The following is a 17,593-nucleotide window of genomic DNA, read 5'->3' as shown; positions in this document are numbered from 1 at the left end:
GAACAAAGTGCGCATATGCTCGCAAAGCAAAATTAAGCCAACCTTAAGTTCTTAAGGTTGGCTTTTATGTGTGCTTGATTAAGGGGAATTAATCTTTGCTTATTGGTGCATCTAAGGGATACGGGTTTTTATGCAGCCGGTTGTAATTCAGCGCATACATGGCGGTGATGACCATTAGGGTGACAAATGACCACATAACCTCTTTCGCCCCGGACCCCACCACGGCCCAGATGCAGTAGAGGAAGGCAATGGTAGTCACTGCCAGATATGCCGGGCGTGCTTTACCAAAGTGACCGTGGCCGAGCAGCAGTAACGCCGCACAGGTGTAAAGATATGGCACCAGTGTAAAGATGACCGACACGGAAGACACCAGACCGAACTCTTTAGTCGCGTTTGGCGAAATGCTACTGAGCTGGAAGATGGTCATCAAAATACCGACGATAATCAGCCCCGCCACTGGCGTGCCCGCTTTATTTACACGGGCAAAAATCGGTGGGAACAGTCCGTCATCGGCAGCGGCTTTCGCCGTTTGACCCGCCAGCAACGTCCAGCCGCCCAGTGAACCTAAGCAACCCGCAGCTGCGCAGAAGGAAACAATGGCCCCGGCGGTGTCACCCAACGCCATCCGTGCGGCATCACCGAATGGCGAGGCAGAAACGCGCAGTGCGGCATTAGGGATCATCCCCATAATCGCGGTGGTGGAGAGCACATAGCAAACGGCGGCAATCAATACCCCACCAATGGTGGCGATAGGGACGTTGCGTTTCGGGTTTTTCACCACACCTGCGGCAACGGAGGCACTTTCCACACCGATGAACGACCACAGCGTAACGTTAAGGGTACTTTGAATCGCGCCGAAGGTGCCCAGGCCGCTGACGTTCCATGCCGCCATATAGGTTTCACCACGGAACCAGAACCAGCCAAATACGGCAATCCCGACGATGGGGATCAGCGCCAGCACGGTGGCAACGGCCTGCACGCGGGTGATCATTTTCGGACCGACAATGTTCAGCAGGACGAAGATCCACAGCACCACGACGCAGGTGATGGTTAATACCAGTGGATCTTTCAGAATCGGGAAGAAGTAACTTAAATATCCTACGCCAATGACCACCATGGCGATATTGCCGATCCAGCAGGCCAGCCAGTAGAGGACGTTGGTTTGATAACCGAGAAACGGGCCAAAGCAGCGGCGGGCGTAAGCGTAAGAACCACCAGGACTTGGGTCGAGGAACGACATTTTGGCGTATACCATCGAGAGCCCCAGCGCACCGATAATCGTCACCAACCATCCATAAATGGCAATCCCGCCAGTGGAGGCCAGGTTTGCAGGTAACAGAAAAACACCTGACCCCATAATATTCCCCGACACCATCAGGGTGACGGGGATTAAGCCCACTTTGTGAGCATCAGCATCCGAAGACATAATTAAACTCCTGCGAAGGCGAGCTTCGTGACAATAAATTACGTCATATCATACGCCTGCATTCGATAGTTGAATTATTATCGGCCGGGTTATCGCTGATGCCGTTATTAATATAGCTCTTCGTTAAGGTTAAAAATCAGGCGACAGTGCGTTCTCTGTGCTGACTAACATAATGCAGCGGCGTCATACCGTAGAAGTCTTTAAAGACAGAAATAAAGTACGACGTACTGTTGTAGCCGCAGGACTGTGATACCTGAGAGATATTTTTACCGTCCATCATTAATTCATTTACGGCATAACGCATGCGGCAGGTGGTGATTATTTGGCTATAACTGGTGTTTTCGCTTTTCAGCTTTTTCTTTAACAGACTTGGGCTAAGACATAAACAACTGGCTACCATACTAAGATTCCAGTCTTTGTGGATATCGCTTTCAATAATTTGATAAACGCTGTCACTTACACAATTACGTAACATATACATCATTAATGAAAGGAATTTTTTACTGTCGAGAAAACGGGATAGCACAGTGAATAATAATGCACGTGTTCGTTCCTTTTCTGACTCAGTTTCAGCGGGCATCATGCTATGTTGCGCGGCAACGCGAAAGACGTCTGGCGTCAGGCATGGCAGGGTGAGGATGGGCGTAGCGCTACGTTGCCATACTGGTATTTGCGAGAGATCTTTATTCAGAAACCGGAGGTAATCTTTGATGATGTCGTGACTAATATGAGCAACCAAAGTGTTATTAAGAGAGGAGACGTCGATAATATTATTTTCACAATTTAATAACGCCATGTGGTTAGCTTTAAGGCTAATAGGTTCTTTCCCATTCACCCTTATCCAGACATCTTTTTCAGTCAATAAAACAATACAAGGTTGGTCGCTGCAAATCCTCATACATGTACTCCTGAGTGCGAATAAAAGACCAGTTCTCGCTAAAGCGAAGCGATACCGGGAAATGGTTATATAATTGTATGATGAATATAAACATGCATAAAAATAACGAGTTTTACTAATATTACAAATTTTTATAGTAATTTCTCATGTACATATTTTTTTACAGGCTAAAAAAAGGATAAATAACAGGCAAAAAAAAGCGCGGGGTGGGACCGCGCAAAAAGTATGACATTTTTTGTTTGCAGCAATTTTTATGAAAACGTTGCCATACTTAAAAGGCCTCAAGCTAGGCGGCGTAATGTTATTTAACAATTACGCCTTCAGCGGAATAGTGGTTACGCTTTCACACACATAACGTGGTAAATACCGTCAATAATTTCTGTCCCTTCTGTTTCGTGTTCAAATCCAGGGAAATGATGGTCCCAGGATTGCAGCGAGCGTAAATAACTTACTTGCGGACTGTTTTTATCGCCGAAGTTTTCACCAGACAGCAGCATCGGGATTCCTGGCGGATACGGGATAACTGAGTTTGCCGCGATACGTCCTGGCAGATTTTCAATGGATACCAGTTCGACATTGTTGTCGACAATCGCGTTGTACGCTTCACGCGGGGTGATTTCCGCCACCGGTAGGCCGGAATAGGCTTCATTCAACCGTGCGCCAGGGTTGTTTTCTTTCAGCCAGGCAAACATGGTGTCACCCAGATCGTGAATCCCCATGTTCGCGTAAGTGTCAGGATATTGTTCAACAAGTTCCGGCATCACCTGCGCCAGCGGTGTGTTGGCATCATAGTGGCGTTTGAAGGAGCAAAGGGTGTTAACCAGAGTTCCCCATTTCCCACGGGTCACGCCCATAGAGAACAGGAACATAATCTGGAAGTCAGTGGTACGGGTAGGCACAATGCCGTGGCGACCAAGCCAGGCTGTGACCAGCGCCGCCGGAACACCGGTTTCTTCCAGTTCACCATCTTCACCCATTCCCGGAGCAAGGATGCTGACTTTAATCGGGTCGAGCATACTCCAGTTATCCGGAATATCTTTGAAGCCGTGCCAGCTTTCGCCCGGATGCATGACCCAGCAGTCCTGAACGGTGGTCAGCAGTTTGGTTGGTGCGTCAGCAAAGTCATAGGTTTTGCCGGTTTGTGGGTCGGTGACGACTTCTTTGTTCCACGGTTTGAAGAACCAGCTACCGTCAGCGGTGAACTCTTTATATAGCCGCGCCATCGCCTGACGGAAATCAACCGCTTCGTCGATCACTTCCTGGGTCAGTGACAGGCCGCTGTTGCCGTCCATCATCGACACCGCCACGTCGTTGGATGCGCAGATGGCATACAGCGGGGAGGTGGTGGCATGCATCATGTAGGCCTGGTTGAAGCGGGAGAAGTTAATCGCCCCACGACCTTCACGTACATGAATATAAGAGGCCTGTGACAGCGCATTCAGCAGTTTGTGGGTGGAGTGGGTGGCGAAAACGGTAGGACCGTTGTGATCGCCAGGTTCGCCGCGCATGGCATAGTGATCGGCATAGATCGGGTTGAAACGTGCATAGCCGTACCAGGCTTCGTCAAAGTGCAGACGATCGGAGGTTTTTTCCAGCAGATCCTGTGCTTCTTTAGCGTTATAACACACGCCGTCATAGGTGCAGTTGGTCACCACGCAGTAAGACGGTTTTTGCCCGGCTTTGTCTTTAGTCAGCGGGCTTTCATTGATTTTCTTCTGCAAGGTTTCAGGTTGCATTTCCTGCGGATAGATTGGCCCGATAATGCCGTAGCGGTTGCGGCTTGGCACCATGTAGACCGGTTTCGCGCCTGTCAGCATCAAGCCTTGTTCGATGGATTTATGGCAGTTACGGTCAACGACCACGACATCGTTATCGGTCATGCAAGCCTGCATGATGGTGCGGTTAGAGCCGGAAGTACCGACGACTACCGACCAGGAGCGATCGGCACCAAATACGCGTGCGGCATATTTTTCGCTTTCGCCAAATGCGCCAGTATGGTCAAGCAAAGAACCGAGGGAAGTGCGTTCGATGCCCATGTCGGTGCGGAACAGGTTTTCACCATAGTAGTCATGGTAGAAACGTCCGGCGGGTGTTTTAGTAAAACCAACGCCGCCCTGGTGGCCTGGCGCTGCCCAGGAATATTCATGGATGTCGCTATATTTCATCAGCGCGCTGAACAGTGGCGGCAACAGCTGCTGGCGGTAGCGGGTCATCGCGGCAACGGCGCGTCCGGCGATAAAGTCGGCGGTATCTTCCAGTATCCAGGCGAATTCATCGACAAGCTCCAGCAGATCCCGGTCCATTGCGGCGAGGGCTTTTTCCCGATCACCCAACAGGAAGACCGGCACGTTTTGTTGGCGCTCATGAAGCTTACCGATCAATTGTCTGACGTTTTGATGTTCGTCCGGATGTTCCATTTGGTAGCTGAACATCAGGCAGTCAATGGCTTCGTTTGAAGAGAGAATGGCAAAACCATCATCAAAGGAGGTGGATTTAATCACGGTAACATTTTGCTGGCTTAAAGCATCTGCCAGACGCTCAACGGCGTTACCGACCCAGGTGTCTTGATGGAGAAACTCGCTTTCAACAATTAATACTTTCATCATTGCTTACCCGGTTATGAAGGAATCTTCGTTGCGGGCAAGTATCTTCCGGCCTTTTCGGGCTGTAAAGCGCGTGAAAAACAAACATTTTTGAAATATTTATTTTTATAAACAATACGTTATGTGATTATTTTAAATTATTTTCACTGCTTATTATCGACGGCTAAACTATTTTTTTGGCTGATACTGATATCGTCTTTAGCCGGGAAACACCTGGCGGCGTTGTTGGCTAAGTTTGCGGTATTGTTGCGGCGACATGCCGACATATTTGCCGAACGTGCTGTAAAAACGGCTACTCGAACGAAAGCCTGCCGTCAGGGCAATATCGAGAATACTTTTATCGGTATCGCTCAGTAACGCGCGAACGTGGTTGATGCGCATCGCGGTAATGTACTGTTTCATTGTCAATTGCATGACCCGCTGGAATATCCCCATTGCATAGTTGGCGTTAAGTTTGACGTGCTCAGCCACATCGTTGATGGTCAGCGCCTGATCATAGTTTTCGGCAATAAAGCCCAGCATCTGGCTGACATAAAATTGCGCATGGCGCGAGACGCTGTTTTTGTGTGTGCGCGAGGTTTTATTGACCAGAATCGGTTCCCAGCCAGAGAGGCTAAATCGCTTGAGCATCAGGCCAATTTCATCAATGGCGAGCTGGCGAATTTGCTCGTTCGGACTGTTCAATTCCTGCTGCCAGCGGCGCACTTCAAACGGGCTAAGTTGCTGTGTCGCCAGTGATTTGATCACCATGCCGTGAGTAACGTGGTTAATCAGGTCTTTATCCAGCGGCCAGGAGAGAAACAGATGCATCGGCAGATTAAAAATCGCCATGCTCTGACAGGTTCCGGTATCTGTTAGTTGGTGCGGTGTGCAGGCCCAGAACAGCGTGATATGACCCTGATTGATATTCACTTTTTCATTGTTGATCAGGTATTCCACATCGCCATCGAAAGGCACATTCACTTCGACCTGACCATGCCAGTGGCTGGTGGGCATGATATGTGGTGCGCGAAACTCAATTTCCATCCGCTGGTATTCTGAATACAGCGACAGTGGGCTACGGGTCTGCTTTTCGTCGCTGCTGCACATAAACGTATCTGTATTCATGGATGACTCTCTTTCCTGGAATATCAGAATTATGGCAGGAGTGAGGGAGGTTGACTGCGAGTGGGAGCACGGTTTTCACTCTCTTCCCAGAGGGGCGAGGGGACCGTCCGAGCATTCTGAGGCCGAAAACTCTGCTTTTTAGCTAATTTATTCCCATAAACTCAGATTTACTGATACTTCACGCAGGATCTGAGTTTATGGGAATGCTCAACCTGGAAGCCGGAGGTTTTCTGCAGATTCGCCTGCCATGATGAAGTCATTCAAGCAAGCCAGGAGATCTGCATGATGTCTGCACCTAAAATTACATTTATCGGCGCTGGTTCGACGATTTTCGTTAAAAATATTCTTGGTGATGTGTTCCATCGTGAGGCGCTGAAAACGGCGCATATTGCCCTGATGGATATCGATCCCACCCGCCTGGAAGAGTCGCACATTGTGGTGCGTAAGCTGATGGATTCAGCAGGGGCCAGCGGCAAAATCACCTGCCACACCCAACAGAAAGAAGCCTTACAGGATGCCGATTTTGTGGTGGTGGCATTTCAGATTGGCGGTTATGAACCTTGCACGGTGACTGATTTCGAGGTCTGTAAGCGGCATGGTCTGGAACAAACCATTGCCGATACGTTGGGGCCGGGCGGTATTATGCGCGCGCTACGTACCATTCCGCATCTGTGGCAAATTTGCGAGGACATGACGGAAGTCTGCCCCGATGCCACCATGCTCAACTACGTTAACCCAATGGCGATGAATACCTGGGCGATGTATGCCCGCTATCCGCATATCAAACAGGTAGGGCTGTGCCATTCGGTGCAGGGAACGGCGGAAGAGCTGGCGCGTGACCTCAATATCGACCCGGCTACGCTGCGTTACCGTTGCGCAGGTATCAACCATATGGCGTTTTACCTGGAACTGGAGCGCAAAACCGCCGACGGCAGTTACGTGAATCTCTACCCGGAACTGCTGGCAGCGTATGACGCAGGGCAGGCACCGAAGCCGAATATTCATGGCAATACTCGCTGCCAGAATATTGTGCGTTATGAAATGTTCAAAAAGCTGGGCTACTTCGTCACGGAATCGTCAGAACATTTTGCTGAATACACACCGTGGTTTATTAAGCCTGGTCGTGAGGATTTGATTGAGCGTTATAAAGTACCGCTGGATGAGTACCCGAAACGCTGCGTCGAACAATTGGCAAACTGGCATAAAGAGCTGGAGGAGTATAAGAACGCCTCCCGGATTGATATTAAACCGTCACGGGAATATGCCAGCACAATCATGAACGCTATCTGGACTGGCGAGCCGAGTGTGATTTACGGCAACGTCCGTAACGATGGATTGATTGATAACCTGCCACAAGGATGTTGCGTGGAAGTAGCCTGTCTGGTTGATGCTAATGGCATTCAGCCGACCAAAGTCGGTACGCTACCTTCGCATCTGGCCGCCCTGATGCAAACCAACATCAACGTACAGACGCTGCTGACCGAAGCTATTCTTACGGAAAATCGCGACCGTGTTTACCACGCCGCGATGATGGACCCGCATACTGCCGCCGTGCTGGGCATTGACGAAATATATGCTCTTGTTGACGACCTGATTGCCGCCCACGGCGACTGGCTGCCAGGCTGGTTGCACCGTTAAAACGCGACTAAACGCTACTGCGCCGGGGGATTTATTCCGGCGCACACCTCTGACGATACCAATAACAGAAGGCGGGCGTTGGTAACAGCGACCCGATACCCTATGAGCATTTCAATGACTACAAAACTCAGTTATGGATTTGGAGCGTTCGGGAAGGATTTTGCGATCGGCATTGTGTATATGTATCTCATGTATTACTACACCGATGTCGTCGGACTGTCTGTGGGTTTGGTCGGTACTTTGTTTCTGGTGGCGAGGATCTGGGATGCTATTAACGATCCGATTATGGGATGGATTGTAAATGCTACGCGATCGCGATGGGGTAAGTTCAAACCCTGGATCCTGATCGGTACGTTGGCAAACTCTGTAATCTTATTTCTCCTCTTTAGTGCGCATCTGTTTGAAGGTACTACTCAGATTGTCTTTGTTTGCGTGACCTACATCCTCTGGGGCATGACTTACACCATTATGGATATTCCCTTCTGGTCGCTGGTTCCAACCATAACGCTCGATAAACGTGAGCGCGAACAACTGGTTCCTTATCCGCGTTTTTTTGCCAGTCTGGCGGGCTTTGTTACGGCAGGTGTGACGCTACCATTTGTTAATTATGTCGGCGGTGGCGATCGGGGATTTGGCTTTCAGATGTTCACTCTGGTACTGATCGCCTTTTTTATTGTTTCAACCATCATCACTCTGCGCAATGTGCATGAAGTCTTTTCGTCAGATAATCAGCCGTCTGCTGAAGGAAGCCATCTGACACTTAAAGCCATCGTTGCGCTTATTTATAAAAACGATCAGCTTTCATGCCTCTTGGGTATGGCTCTTGCTTATAATGTAGCCAGCAATATTATTACCGGCTTTGCTATCTATTATTTCTCATATGTTATCGGTGATGCGGATTTGTTCCCCTATTATCTGTCGTATGCGGGAGCTGCTAACCTGGTGACGTTAGTATTCTTCCCACGCTTAGTTAAATCATTATCCCGACGCATTTTATGGGCCGGAGCATCTATTCTTCCGGTGTTAAGCTGTGGTGTTCTCCTGTTAATGGCATTAATGAGCTATCACAACGTCGTCCTCATTGTGATTGCGGGTATTTTGCTGAATGTGGGAACGGCGCTTTTCTGGGTATTACAGGTCATCATGGTGGCAGATACCGTTGATTACGGTGAATATAAACTGCACGTACGCTGTGAAAGCATCGCTTACTCCGTGCAGACTATGGTGGTGAAGGGCGGTTCAGCCTTTGCGGCTTTTTTCATTGCGGTTGTGTTAGGGATGATTGGCTATGTACCGAATGTTGAACAGTCTACGCAAGCCCTATTAGGTATGCAGTTTATTATGATTGCTCTACCCACTCTGTTTTTCATGGTAACGCTGATTCTCTACTTCCGTTTCTATCGCCTCAATGGTGACACGCTGCGCAGGATCCAGATCCATCTGCTGGATAAATATCGCAAAGTACCGCCCGAGCCTGTTCATGCTGATATTCCGGTCGGTGCAGTGAGTGATGTGAAAGCCTGACGTGGACAATAGCTAACGAAAATGGCCTGATGTGTTATGTTTATCAGGCCACTTCTTAATACAATGCTTTGGATTTGCAAATTTTGTAGACCGGATAAGGAATTCACGCCGCATCCGGCATCAACAAAGCGCACGTTGTTATCCGGTTATCAAACCATAGCGCCGTAGTTGGCGACAGTGTGTTCCGGCGAGGAGTGTCACCGTCGTTAATGCGCCAAGCAGCGCGCAGAACATATCGGATTGCGTGTCCCATTGGTCGCCCTGGGTGCCGAGAAAATCATCCGCTCCCTGGCCCATTGCCAGCGCTGCCCACCACTCGATTAACTCATACATCGCGCTTATCGCCAGCGCCACGCAGCAGACCAGAAACGCCACCATCTTACGTCCGCGAACGTACATCCCGCGAACGAGAATTTCTCGCGCCACCAGTGCAGGCACCAGCCCCTGGAAAAAATGCCCCAGCTTGTCATACGGATTACGGCTCAACCCCAGCCATTCCTGCACCTCAAAACCAACGGGGACTTTCGCGTAGGTGTATTGCCCGCCGACCATCAGGATGATGGCGTGAAAGAAAATGAGCGTATAGAGCAGCGGCGTTAACGGATAACGTTTAGCGGTGGCAAGCAGTAGCGGCACGACAATAATCACCGGTGTCACTTCCATCAGCCAGGTGAGTTTGTCATGGGCCGAAATGCCGGTATAAATCAGGATTAACGTTAGCGCCAGTGCGCCGGTGTTAAGAATTAACGGCTTGAGTGTGCGGGTCATGGTGAGTTCGCAAGTCAGGGAAAATACTGACTATTGACCAGTAAGCGTGAAATTACAATCGCAAAAGAGGTGGCCCAGGGGGATCACCTGGCAGCATGCTGCCAGGCGCTGGGCCGAAGAGGTTACTTAGTGCAGTTCGCGCACTGTTTGTTGACGATTTGCTGGAAGAAGTCGTTACCTTTGTCATCGACCAGGATAAACGCCGGGAAATCTTCTACTTCGATTTTCCAGATAGCTTCCATACCCAGCTCCGGATAAGCGACGCATTCCAAATGCTTGATGCTCTGCTGCGCCAGTACCGCCGCCGGACCGCCGATGCTACCGAGGTAGAAGCCGCCGTGTTTATGGCACGCGTCAGTAACCTGCTGACTGCGGTTACCTTTCGCCAGCATGATCATGCTGCCGCCGTGGGATTGCAGCAGATCCACGTAGGAGTCCATACGACCTGCGGTGGTTGGGCCAAGTGAACCTGATGGATAACCGGCAGGGGTTTTCGCCGGACCCGCGTAGTAGATCGGGTGATCTTTGATGTACTGCGGCAGTTCTTTACCGGCGTCAATCAGCTCTTTCAGCTTGGCGTGTGCAATATCGCGACCCACGATAATGGTGCCGGTGAGCGACAAGCGGGTGGATACCGGGTATTGCGAAAGCTGGGCGAGGATCTCTTTCATCGGGCGGTTAAGGTCAACTTTCACCGCTTCGCCTTCACCGGCCTTGCGCAGTTCTTCCGGAATGTACTGGCCTGGATTGTGTTCCAGTTTTTCGATCCAGATACCTTCGCGGTTGATTTTCGCTTTAATGTTACGGTCAGCGGAGCAGGAGACGCCCATGCCTACCGGGCAGGATGCGCCGTGACGTGGCAGACGGATAACGCGGATGTCGTGCGCGAAGTATTTACCGCCAAACTGCGCGCCAAGACCGAGTTTCTGGGCCTCTTCCAGCAGTTCCTGTTCCAGCTGGATATCGCGGAACGCCTGACCATGTTCGTTCCCTTCCGTCGGCAGTTCATCGTAATAGTGAGCGCTTGCTAACTTGACGGTTTTCAGGTTGGTTTCCGCAGACGTACCGCCAATCACAAACGCGATATGGTACGGCGGGCAGGCTGCAGTACCGAGGGTACGCATTTTCTCGACGAGGAAGTTTTTCAGTTTGCCGGGCGTCAGCAGGGCTTTGGTTTCCTGGTAGAGATACGTTTTGTTGGCAGAGCCGCCGCCTTTAGAGACACAGAGGAATTTGTACTCATCGCCATCTACCGCGTACAGGTCGATTTGCGCAGGCAGGTTCGTGCCGGTGTTGACCTCTTTATACATGTCCAGCGGCGCGTTCTGTGAATAGCGCAGGTTATCTTCGATATAGGTGTTATAGACGCCTTTCGACAGCGCTTCTTCATCACCGCCACCGGTCCACACGCGCTGACCTTTTTTACCGACGATGATCGCGGTGCCGGTATCCTGGCAGGTCGGCAGCACGCCTTTGGCGGCGATTTCGGAGTTTCTTAAGAATTGCAGCGCCACGTACTTGTCGTTTTCGCTGGCTTCTGGATCGTGAAGAATAGCCGCAACCTGTTTCTGGTGTGCCGGGCGGAGCATGAAAGAAGCATCGTGAAAGGCTTGCTGCGCCAGCAGAGTCAGGGCTTCTGGTTCCACTTTCAGGATGGTTTCACCGTCGAAGTCGGCAACGCTAACGTAATCGGAAGTGAGTAGATAGTATTCGGTATTGTCTTTCCCCATCGGGAAAGGTGCCTGGTAGATAAAGGGTTTGTTTGACATAGCTTCCAGCCTGTAACTCTGTATTTGTTATTCGAAAATGGCGTGCCGCGTAGTCACGGGCGGCACGCAAAGTGCATTTATAAGAACCCGTACATCGCGGCGAAGATCCAGCCGAAGACGCACGATACGCTCACACCAATCAACCCCGGCAGAATAAAGCTGTGGTTGATGACGAAGCGACCGATGTGGGTGGTGCCGGAACGGTCAAACTGAATCGCTGCCAGATCGCTCGGATAAGTCGGCAGGATGTAATAACCGTAGCAAGCCGGTGCTGAAGCCACGATGTATGCCGGATCAACGCCGATCGCCAGCGCGACCGGAACAATCGCCGCCAGCGCCGCAGCCTGAGAGTTTACAAACTTGGAAACCAGCAGCAGAACAATGGCATAGGCCCACGGATACTCTTTCACCATTTCACCCAGTACGCCCTGAATTTCAGACATATGCGCACCGAACATGGTTTCAGCCATCCATGCGATACCGTACACCGCCACGATGGCGATCATACCGGAACGGAAGACTTCGTTTTTTGAGATAGACGCGGGATTGGTTTTGGTCAGGATAATAATCAGCGCCCCGGTCAGCAGCATAAACATCTGAATAACCAGTACCATCGACAGCGGTTTGCCGCCGAAGGATGGACGCAGGTCCGAATCAGCACCAAGAAGGGCGACTACAGCGATTGCCCCGAGGAAGATCCACATTGCCAGCCAGTTGCTTTTCGGCAGTTTTTTATCGAGCAGCGTCGCGGTATCACCGTAAACATACTCACGGTTTTCCGGTACGGAGATGAATTTCTGGAACTCTTCGTCTTTATCCAGATCTTTACCGCGGAACCAACTGAAGATACCGATCGCCAGGATACCGATTAACGTCGATGGAATGGTGATTGCCAGCAGGTCGAGGAACTCAAGATGGCGACCATCAAAGGTGACATTACCCAGCATCGCAACCAAAGATACGACCGCAACCGACACCGGACTGGCGATAATCCCCATCTGTGCACCGATAGAACTTGCCGCCATCGGACGTTCCGGACGGATGTTGTTCTTAATAGCAACGTCGTAGATGATCGGCAGAATGGTGTAAACCACATGACCCGTACCGCAAAGAATGGTCAGCGTACAGGTCACAAACGGCGCGACAATTGAGACATATTTCGGGTTGCGGCGCAGCAGCTTCTCGGCAATTTGCAGCATGACATCAAGACCGCCCGAAGCTTGCAAGGTCGCCGATGCTGCCACCACCGCAATGATAACCAGCATGACATCAACCGGTGGTTTACCTGGCTGAAGGTGGAAGACGAAGACCAGAATGACCAGACCGATACCGCCTAATAAACCCAGCGCGATACCCCCCTTTCTGGCACCATAAAACAGACATATCAGTATTATGATAAGTTGGATAGTAAATAACATGTGTGAACCCTCGCGATAATCCTATTTAAATTTTTGCTGAATAGATCACAGTCACGTTCTGTTTTGTATGAACTGTTTTCAGAGCCTGACTAAATATCCGTTTGGTCGTTACCGGCTTGAGCAAATACCTCACAGTGAATATTGGCTGATTAAAGCAGCGGCAAATTTATGCACTGTGATAAGCGGCTTTTTCAGAGAGAAAGACTCTCTGGCGATGGGTTTATAGTTTGTACAGCGCAGATGTTAATGTTTTGTTTGCTGTTATCTTATTGATATTTATCGGTCTGTTTTTTGTTCTCAGGGCAGATATCATTAGGTTTATAGATTAATCTGATCTACCCATTTGTGGGTAAAAATACACATAATGTGGGTGACATAATAGTTAATTAACTTTTGTTAGCGTTTTGAAATTAAAAACACCGTTCATCTGAAGAGATATTAATTTTTAACGATGATGGAGGGATAATTATATTTGATCTGGCACAAGTTTTACTGATGAACGATGTAACTTGTGCCAGGGATATTTTGCATTACGGTAATAATTATTACTTACAGATAACCAGCGATCCGTTATTGGCAATATTGTTTCAGCAGTGAGTAGTGTTCTGCCTGAATACGGTAACGGTAAACCGGACGCCCCGTGACGCCATAATGGATACTGGTGAACAAGATGTGGCAGTTGACCAGCCAGATGAGGTATTTACGGCATGAAACACGCGAGATGTTAACCTCGTTAGCCAGCTCGTCGGTTGAAAACTCATAGTCCTGATGCGCGTCAATCCACTGGCACAGCGTGCGTAACGTCTGCGGCGTTAAGCCTTTTGGCAAGCGACGAGGATCCTGCTCGTTGGAGCTGCTGCCGTGGATTAGCTGATCAAGCTCGGCCTGGTCATAATACTGATGTTTTTCCAGCGCCATTTTCTTTTGCCGCCAGCCGGTGAGCGCCTCTTCAAAGCGGGAAGCCTGGAAGGGTTTGATCAGGTAATCCACAACACCGTAATGCAGCGAATCTTTAATGGTTGCTGCATCGGCAGCGGAGGAGATGACAATCACATCACTTTTGCAACGCGCGTTATGCAGGACAGGCAGTAAATCGAGCCCGTTCTCTTTTTGCATATAGATATCTAGCAATATCAGGTCGATAGGCGTGTCGCTGTTGAAAATAATCTCTTTGGCTTTCTCCAGCGTCGAAGCCGTTCCACAGCATTGAAAGCCCGGGATTTGTGCCACGTATCGGCGATTCAGCTCCGCGACCATTGCGTCGTCATCGATAATTAATACATTGATCATCTGTTCGACCTCTCCCCGTCCCAGGGTATCTGGACAAAAAATTGTGTGAAAATCCCGGGTTCCGATTCCACGGCGATGCTGCCGCCGAGATTTTCTACCTGTTGTTTGACAAGTGCTAAACCGACGCCTCGCTCGCTTCCTTTTGTCGAGACACCTTTGTCAAAAATGTGATCGATTTTGTCGGGTGCGATCCCCGGTCCATCATCGTTAACTTCACAGTGCAGCCAGCCGTGACGGTAGTGCAATGTTACGCTAATTTCGCCTCCGGGTTCCGGCCCTAATGCCTCCAGCGCGTTTTCTATCAGATTTCCCAACGTGGTAATCAGCGTCGCGACCTGATCCTCACTACCGCTGTCTGGCAGCTGGCTTTCACTGTTTAAAATCAGCGTATGGCCTAAATCGGTCGCGCGGTTAATCTTGCTGATTAAAAAACCAGCGATAACCGGAGATTTGATCTTACCCAGCAGAGAGCCAATCTCTTCCTGATAGTTATTGGCTGTTTTGAGAATGTAATCTTCCAACTGCTTATAACTCTTCAGATGCAATAATCCGAGAATCACGTGCAATTTATTCATAAATTCGTGGGATCGTTCACGAAGTGCGTCAGCATAGTTGACCAGACCATCGAGTCGCTGCATCAGTTTACGTACTTCAGTTTTGTCCCTGAAGGTTGAAATGGCACCGATGATAACGCCATTACTGCGCACCGGAACGGTGTTGATCAGTAATAGCCGGTCTTTAATCGTAATCTCTTCGTCGCGGCGCGGGGTACCGTCGCGTAACACTTCCGAGACATCTACTACCTGTGACCACGCGTGGCTTAGCGTCGACAGCTTCTCATCGTCCTGCGACTTACGGTAATTCAGCAATTCTTGTGCGGCATCGTTGATCAGCGTGACTTCGCCGCGATCGTCCACGGCAACGACGCCTTCTTTGATAGACTGCAACATGGCCTGGCGTTGCTCAAACAGCGTGGAGATTTCGTAGGGTTCCAGGCCGAAAAGGATTTTTTTCAGTACCTTAACCAGAATGCAGGTGCCAATCAGCCCGACCAGCATGCCAAATAATACCGACCAGATGATGCTCCAGCGACTGTCATTGATCTGTTGGGTCACGCGACTTAACTCAAGGCCGATCGCCACCACGCCAATTTGTTTATGATTTTCATCGTAGATGGGGGTAAATACGCGTAAAGCCTGCGCCAGAAAACCGCGATTGATAGCGACATTTTCTTCGCCATTCAGCGCTTTAAGGATGTCATCACCTTTAAATGGCTGACCAATACGCTGGGCTTCAGGATGCGAGTAGCGAAGACTTTGCATATCGGTAACGACAATAAATAGCAGATCGTTGCGTTTGCGCACGGCTTCCGCGATGGCCTGGATGCCGCTCTCCTGCGGTTTTTTCTGCAAGCCCTGCCGGATTTCCGGCGAGTCGGCGAGGGTACGCGCTACTGCCAGTGCCTTGTTAGCTAGCCCGTCTCGCGTCATATCACTGATTTGCGAGAAGTAAATCAGATGCACCACCAATAGCACCGAGAACAGTACCGCGCTGACCATTAAGATCACAGTGGTACTCAATTTCATCGGACGTTTGCGTAACATACGGTAGGGCAATGAATGTCTCATCAGCTTCCTTGTGTGACAAATTTCTTAAGCATTATCTCTGATGAGGCGGGTAATTCAAAGGGAGTAAGAATGATTGGCTATATAGGGGAAGAGACTCTGGCAACGGAAACTGCCAGTGCTGTATGAAGATTCCGGGGCTATGCTTATAGTGAAAACCATACTGATGAGAGAGGGAAGGTCATGGATCAGGCGCTACTGGACGGGGGTTATCGCTGTTATACCGGCGAAAATATCGATGTCTATTTTAACACTGCGATATGTCAGCATTCTGGCAATTGCGTACGTGGCAACGGCAAGTTATTTAATCTCAAACGAAAGCCGTGGATCATGCCGGATGAAGTCGACGTCGCCACTGTGGTTAAAGTGATTGATACGTGCCCGAGCGGCGCGCTGAAATACCGTCATAAATAAGCGAGGGTAAAATGGAAATACGCGAAGGCCACAATAAATTTTACATTAATGACGAACAGGGCAAGCAAATCGCTGAAATTGTCTTTGTGCCGACCGGAGAGAATTTAGCGATTATCGAACATACCGATGTCGATGAAAGCCTGAAAGGGCAAGGGATTGGTAAACAGCTGGTTGCGAAAGTCGTGGAAAAAATGCGTCGGGAAAAACGAAAAATTATCCCACTATGCCCATTTGCGAAACACGAATTTGATAAAACGCGGGAGTATGATGATATTCGCAGTTGATGGGAGAGTACAGAGTCACAATATTTTTCATGCTCTCCGCGGGGGGATGCAGGAGAGTATCTGAAGGGTAGGGGGATGCACAAAGAATGGTCAGAGAGAGCGTTTTTTTGTCCCAAGTCATCCCCTTTACTGAGCAAAAAAAAAAGAATATCTCCTATATGAGAATCATCGATCGGGGTTAATAAGTTTTGCGTCCCCAGAGTGTTCAATATTGATAGGAGTCATATTATGGAAGGTAAAAACAAGTTCAATACTTATGTTGTTTCTTTTGATTATCCATCATCTTATTCCTCAGTGTTCTTAAGGTTAAGATCATTGATGTATGATATGAATTTCTCCTCTATCGTGGCTGATGAATATGGGATACCACGACAATTGAATGAAAATTCCTTCGCAATAACGACATCGTTAGCCGCAAGTGAAATCGAAGATTTAATCAGGCTTAAATGCTTAGACTTACCGGATATTGATTTTGACCTCAACATTATGACCGTTGATGACTATTTCCGTCAGTTTTACAAGTAGCCAGGAAGGATAAGAAGAACATAAAAAATGGCACTATTCTCTAAAATATTAATTTTTTATGTGATTGGTGTGAACATATCCTTTGTCATTATCTGGTTTATCTCACATGAGAAAACACATATTCGTTTACTTAGCGCATTCCTGGTCGGAATAACCTGGCCAATGAGTTTACCTGTGGCATTACTTTTTTCTCTCTTTTAGGAGTTGTAGTTGAGTGGACCCGCTGGTTATCTTGAAACGAAGCGTCTCTCCTCAAAACTGGATTTGCGGAACGACGAACGAAGCAGTCGCCTGACTGCTTCGT

Annotated in this window: 15 protein-coding genes; 6 read left to right on the top strand and 9 right to left on the bottom strand. The window is 49.2% G+C overall.

What is annotated here, in order from left to right; genetic code table 11:
* Window positions 1–88: 88 nt before the first annotated feature.
* From adiC to melR, 4 genes are all read right to left on the bottom strand, one after another.
* Window positions 89–1,426, bottom strand: coding sequence for an arginine/agmatine antiporter (adiC, locus tag ACJHWR_RS05090; protein ID WP_000093154.1), 1,338 nt, complete (start codon window positions 1,424–1,426; stop codon window positions 89–91).
* Between the two features lie 136 nt (window positions 1,427–1,562).
* A complete protein-coding gene (gene adiY, locus ACJHWR_RS05085) occupies window positions 1,563–2,324 on the bottom strand; it encodes a DNA-binding transcriptional activator AdiY (protein WP_001217059.1) in 762 nt (253 codons plus the stop codon).
* A 335-nt stretch (window positions 2,325–2,659) separates the two neighbouring features.
* Window positions 2,660–4,927: an arginine decarboxylase gene (gene adiA, locus ACJHWR_RS05080; protein ID WP_001339469.1), complete on the bottom strand. Its 2,268-nt coding sequence runs from the start codon at window positions 4,925–4,927 to the stop codon at window positions 2,660–2,662.
* Between the two features lie 198 nt (window positions 4,928–5,125).
* A complete protein-coding gene (gene melR / locus ACJHWR_RS05075; protein WP_255773839.1) occupies window positions 5,126–6,058 on the bottom strand; it encodes a transcriptional regulator MelR in 933 nt (310 codons plus the stop codon).
* A 258-nt stretch (window positions 6,059–6,316) separates the two neighbouring features.
* On the opposite strand from melR, the gene melA reads away from it, so the two are divergent.
* Both melA and melB read left to right on the top strand, forming a co-directional pair.
* Window positions 6,317–7,672, top strand: coding sequence for an alpha-galactosidase (melA, locus tag ACJHWR_RS05070; protein ID WP_000986616.1), 1,356 nt, complete (start codon window positions 6,317–6,319; stop codon window positions 7,670–7,672).
* A 102-nt stretch (window positions 7,673–7,774) separates the two neighbouring features.
* Complete coding sequence (gene melB, locus ACJHWR_RS05065; RefSeq protein WP_000028114.1) at window positions 7,775–9,196, top strand: melibiose:sodium transporter MelB; 1,422 nt, start codon at window positions 7,775–7,777, stop codon at window positions 9,194–9,196.
* 138 nt (window positions 9,197–9,334) lie between these two features.
* Here the strand turns inward: melB and ACJHWR_RS05060 are convergent, their stop codons facing one another.
* The 5 genes from ACJHWR_RS05060 to ACJHWR_RS05040 all read right to left on the bottom strand — a co-directional run bounded on the left by ACJHWR_RS05060 (window position 9,335) and on the right by ACJHWR_RS05040 (window position 16,069).
* Window positions 9,335–9,964: a DUF2238 domain-containing protein gene (locus tag ACJHWR_RS05060; RefSeq protein WP_000198743.1), complete on the bottom strand. Its 630-nt coding sequence runs from the start codon at window positions 9,962–9,964 to the stop codon at window positions 9,335–9,337.
* A gap of 122 nt (window positions 9,965–10,086) precedes the next feature.
* A complete protein-coding gene (gene fumB, locus ACJHWR_RS05055) occupies window positions 10,087–11,733 on the bottom strand; it encodes a class I fumarate hydratase (protein WP_000066706.1) in 1,647 nt (548 codons plus the stop codon).
* Window positions 11,734–11,810: 77 nt separating this feature from the next.
* Window positions 11,811–13,151, bottom strand: coding sequence for an anaerobic C4-dicarboxylate transporter DcuB (gene dcuB / locus ACJHWR_RS05050; protein ID WP_000899522.1), 1,341 nt, complete (start codon window positions 13,149–13,151; stop codon window positions 11,811–11,813).
* A 570-nt stretch (window positions 13,152–13,721) separates the two neighbouring features.
* On the bottom strand, window positions 13,722–14,441 hold the full coding sequence (gene dcuR / locus ACJHWR_RS05045; protein WP_000611288.1) for a two-component system response regulator DcuR: 720 nt from the start codon (window positions 14,439–14,441) through the stop codon (window positions 13,722–13,724).
* A complete protein-coding gene (locus tag ACJHWR_RS05040) occupies window positions 14,438–16,069 on the bottom strand; it encodes a sensor histidine kinase (protein WP_001216471.1) in 1,632 nt (543 codons plus the stop codon). The genes dcuR and ACJHWR_RS05040 overlap by 4 nt, the downstream gene beginning before the upstream one ends.
* 180 nt (window positions 16,070–16,249) lie before the next feature.
* Between ACJHWR_RS05040 and yjdI the strand changes: the two genes are divergently transcribed.
* The 4 genes from yjdI to ghoT all read left to right on the top strand — a co-directional run bounded on the left by yjdI (window position 16,250) and on the right by ghoT (window position 17,490).
* Complete coding sequence (yjdI, locus tag ACJHWR_RS05035; RefSeq protein WP_000371713.1) at window positions 16,250–16,480, top strand: 4Fe-4S mono-cluster protein YjdI; 231 nt, start codon at window positions 16,250–16,252, stop codon at window positions 16,478–16,480.
* Between the two features lie 11 nt (window positions 16,481–16,491).
* On the top strand, window positions 16,492–16,764 hold the full coding sequence (locus tag ACJHWR_RS05030) for a GNAT family N-acetyltransferase (RefSeq protein WP_000405647.1): 273 nt from the start codon (window positions 16,492–16,494) through the stop codon (window positions 16,762–16,764).
* 228 nt (window positions 16,765–16,992) lie between these two features.
* Window positions 16,993–17,289: a type V toxin-antitoxin system endoribonuclease antitoxin GhoS gene (ghoS, locus tag ACJHWR_RS05025; protein WP_000398619.1), complete on the top strand. Its 297-nt coding sequence runs from the start codon at window positions 16,993–16,995 to the stop codon at window positions 17,287–17,289.
* A gap of 27 nt (window positions 17,290–17,316) precedes the next feature.
* Complete coding sequence (gene ghoT, locus ACJHWR_RS05020) at window positions 17,317–17,490, top strand: type V toxin-antitoxin system toxin GhoT (RefSeq protein WP_001173343.1); 174 nt, start codon at window positions 17,317–17,319, stop codon at window positions 17,488–17,490.
* Window positions 17,491–17,593: the final 103 nt, after the last annotated feature.

The organism is Escherichia sp. WS568 (assembly GCF_046486085.1).
Taxonomy (GTDB): Bacteria; Pseudomonadota; Gammaproteobacteria; order Enterobacterales; family Enterobacteriaceae; genus Escherichia; species Escherichia coli.
The sequence above is the reverse complement of the archived record's forward strand: the minus strand, read 5'-3'. Positions and strand labels throughout refer to the sequence as shown.

Excerpts from the sequence above, each read along its gene's own strand:
- adiC (WP_000093154.1), bottom strand. The coding sequence starts at position 1,426 with ATGTCTTCGGATGCTGATGCTCACAAAGTGGGCTTAATCCCCGTCACC.
- adiY (WP_001217059.1), bottom strand. The coding sequence starts at position 2,324 with ATGAGGATTTGCAGCGACCAACCTTGTATTGTTTTATTGACTGAAAAA.
- adiA (WP_001339469.1), bottom strand. The coding sequence starts at position 4,927 with ATGAAAGTATTAATTGTTGAAAGCGAGTTTCTCCATCAAGACACCTGG.
- melA (WP_000986616.1), top strand. The coding sequence starts at position 6,317 with ATGATGTCTGCACCTAAAATTACATTTATCGGCGCTGGTTCGACGATT.
- melB (WP_000028114.1), top strand. The coding sequence starts at position 7,775 with ATGAGCATTTCAATGACTACAAAACTCAGTTATGGATTTGGAGCGTTC.
- ACJHWR_RS05060 (WP_000198743.1), bottom strand. The coding sequence starts at position 9,964 with ATGACCCGCACACTCAAGCCGTTAATTCTTAACACCGGCGCACTGGCG.
- fumB (WP_000066706.1), bottom strand. The coding sequence starts at position 11,733 with ATGTCAAACAAACCCTTTATCTACCAGGCACCTTTCCCGATGGGGAAA.
- dcuB (WP_000899522.1), bottom strand. The coding sequence starts at position 13,151 with ATGTTATTTACTATCCAACTTATCATAATACTGATATGTCTGTTTTAT.
- dcuR (WP_000611288.1), bottom strand. The coding sequence starts at position 14,441 with ATGATCAATGTATTAATTATCGATGACGACGCAATGGTCGCGGAGCTG.
- ACJHWR_RS05040 (WP_001216471.1), bottom strand. The coding sequence starts at position 16,069 with ATGAGACATTCATTGCCCTACCGTATGTTACGCAAACGTCCGATGAAA.
- yjdI (WP_000371713.1), top strand. The coding sequence starts at position 16,250 with ATGGATCAGGCGCTACTGGACGGGGGTTATCGCTGTTATACCGGCGAA.
- ACJHWR_RS05030 (WP_000405647.1), top strand. The coding sequence starts at position 16,492 with ATGGAAATACGCGAAGGCCACAATAAATTTTACATTAATGACGAACAG.
- ghoS (WP_000398619.1), top strand. The coding sequence starts at position 16,993 with ATGGAAGGTAAAAACAAGTTCAATACTTATGTTGTTTCTTTTGATTAT.
- ghoT (WP_001173343.1), top strand. The coding sequence starts at position 17,317 with ATGGCACTATTCTCTAAAATATTAATTTTTTATGTGATTGGTGTGAAC.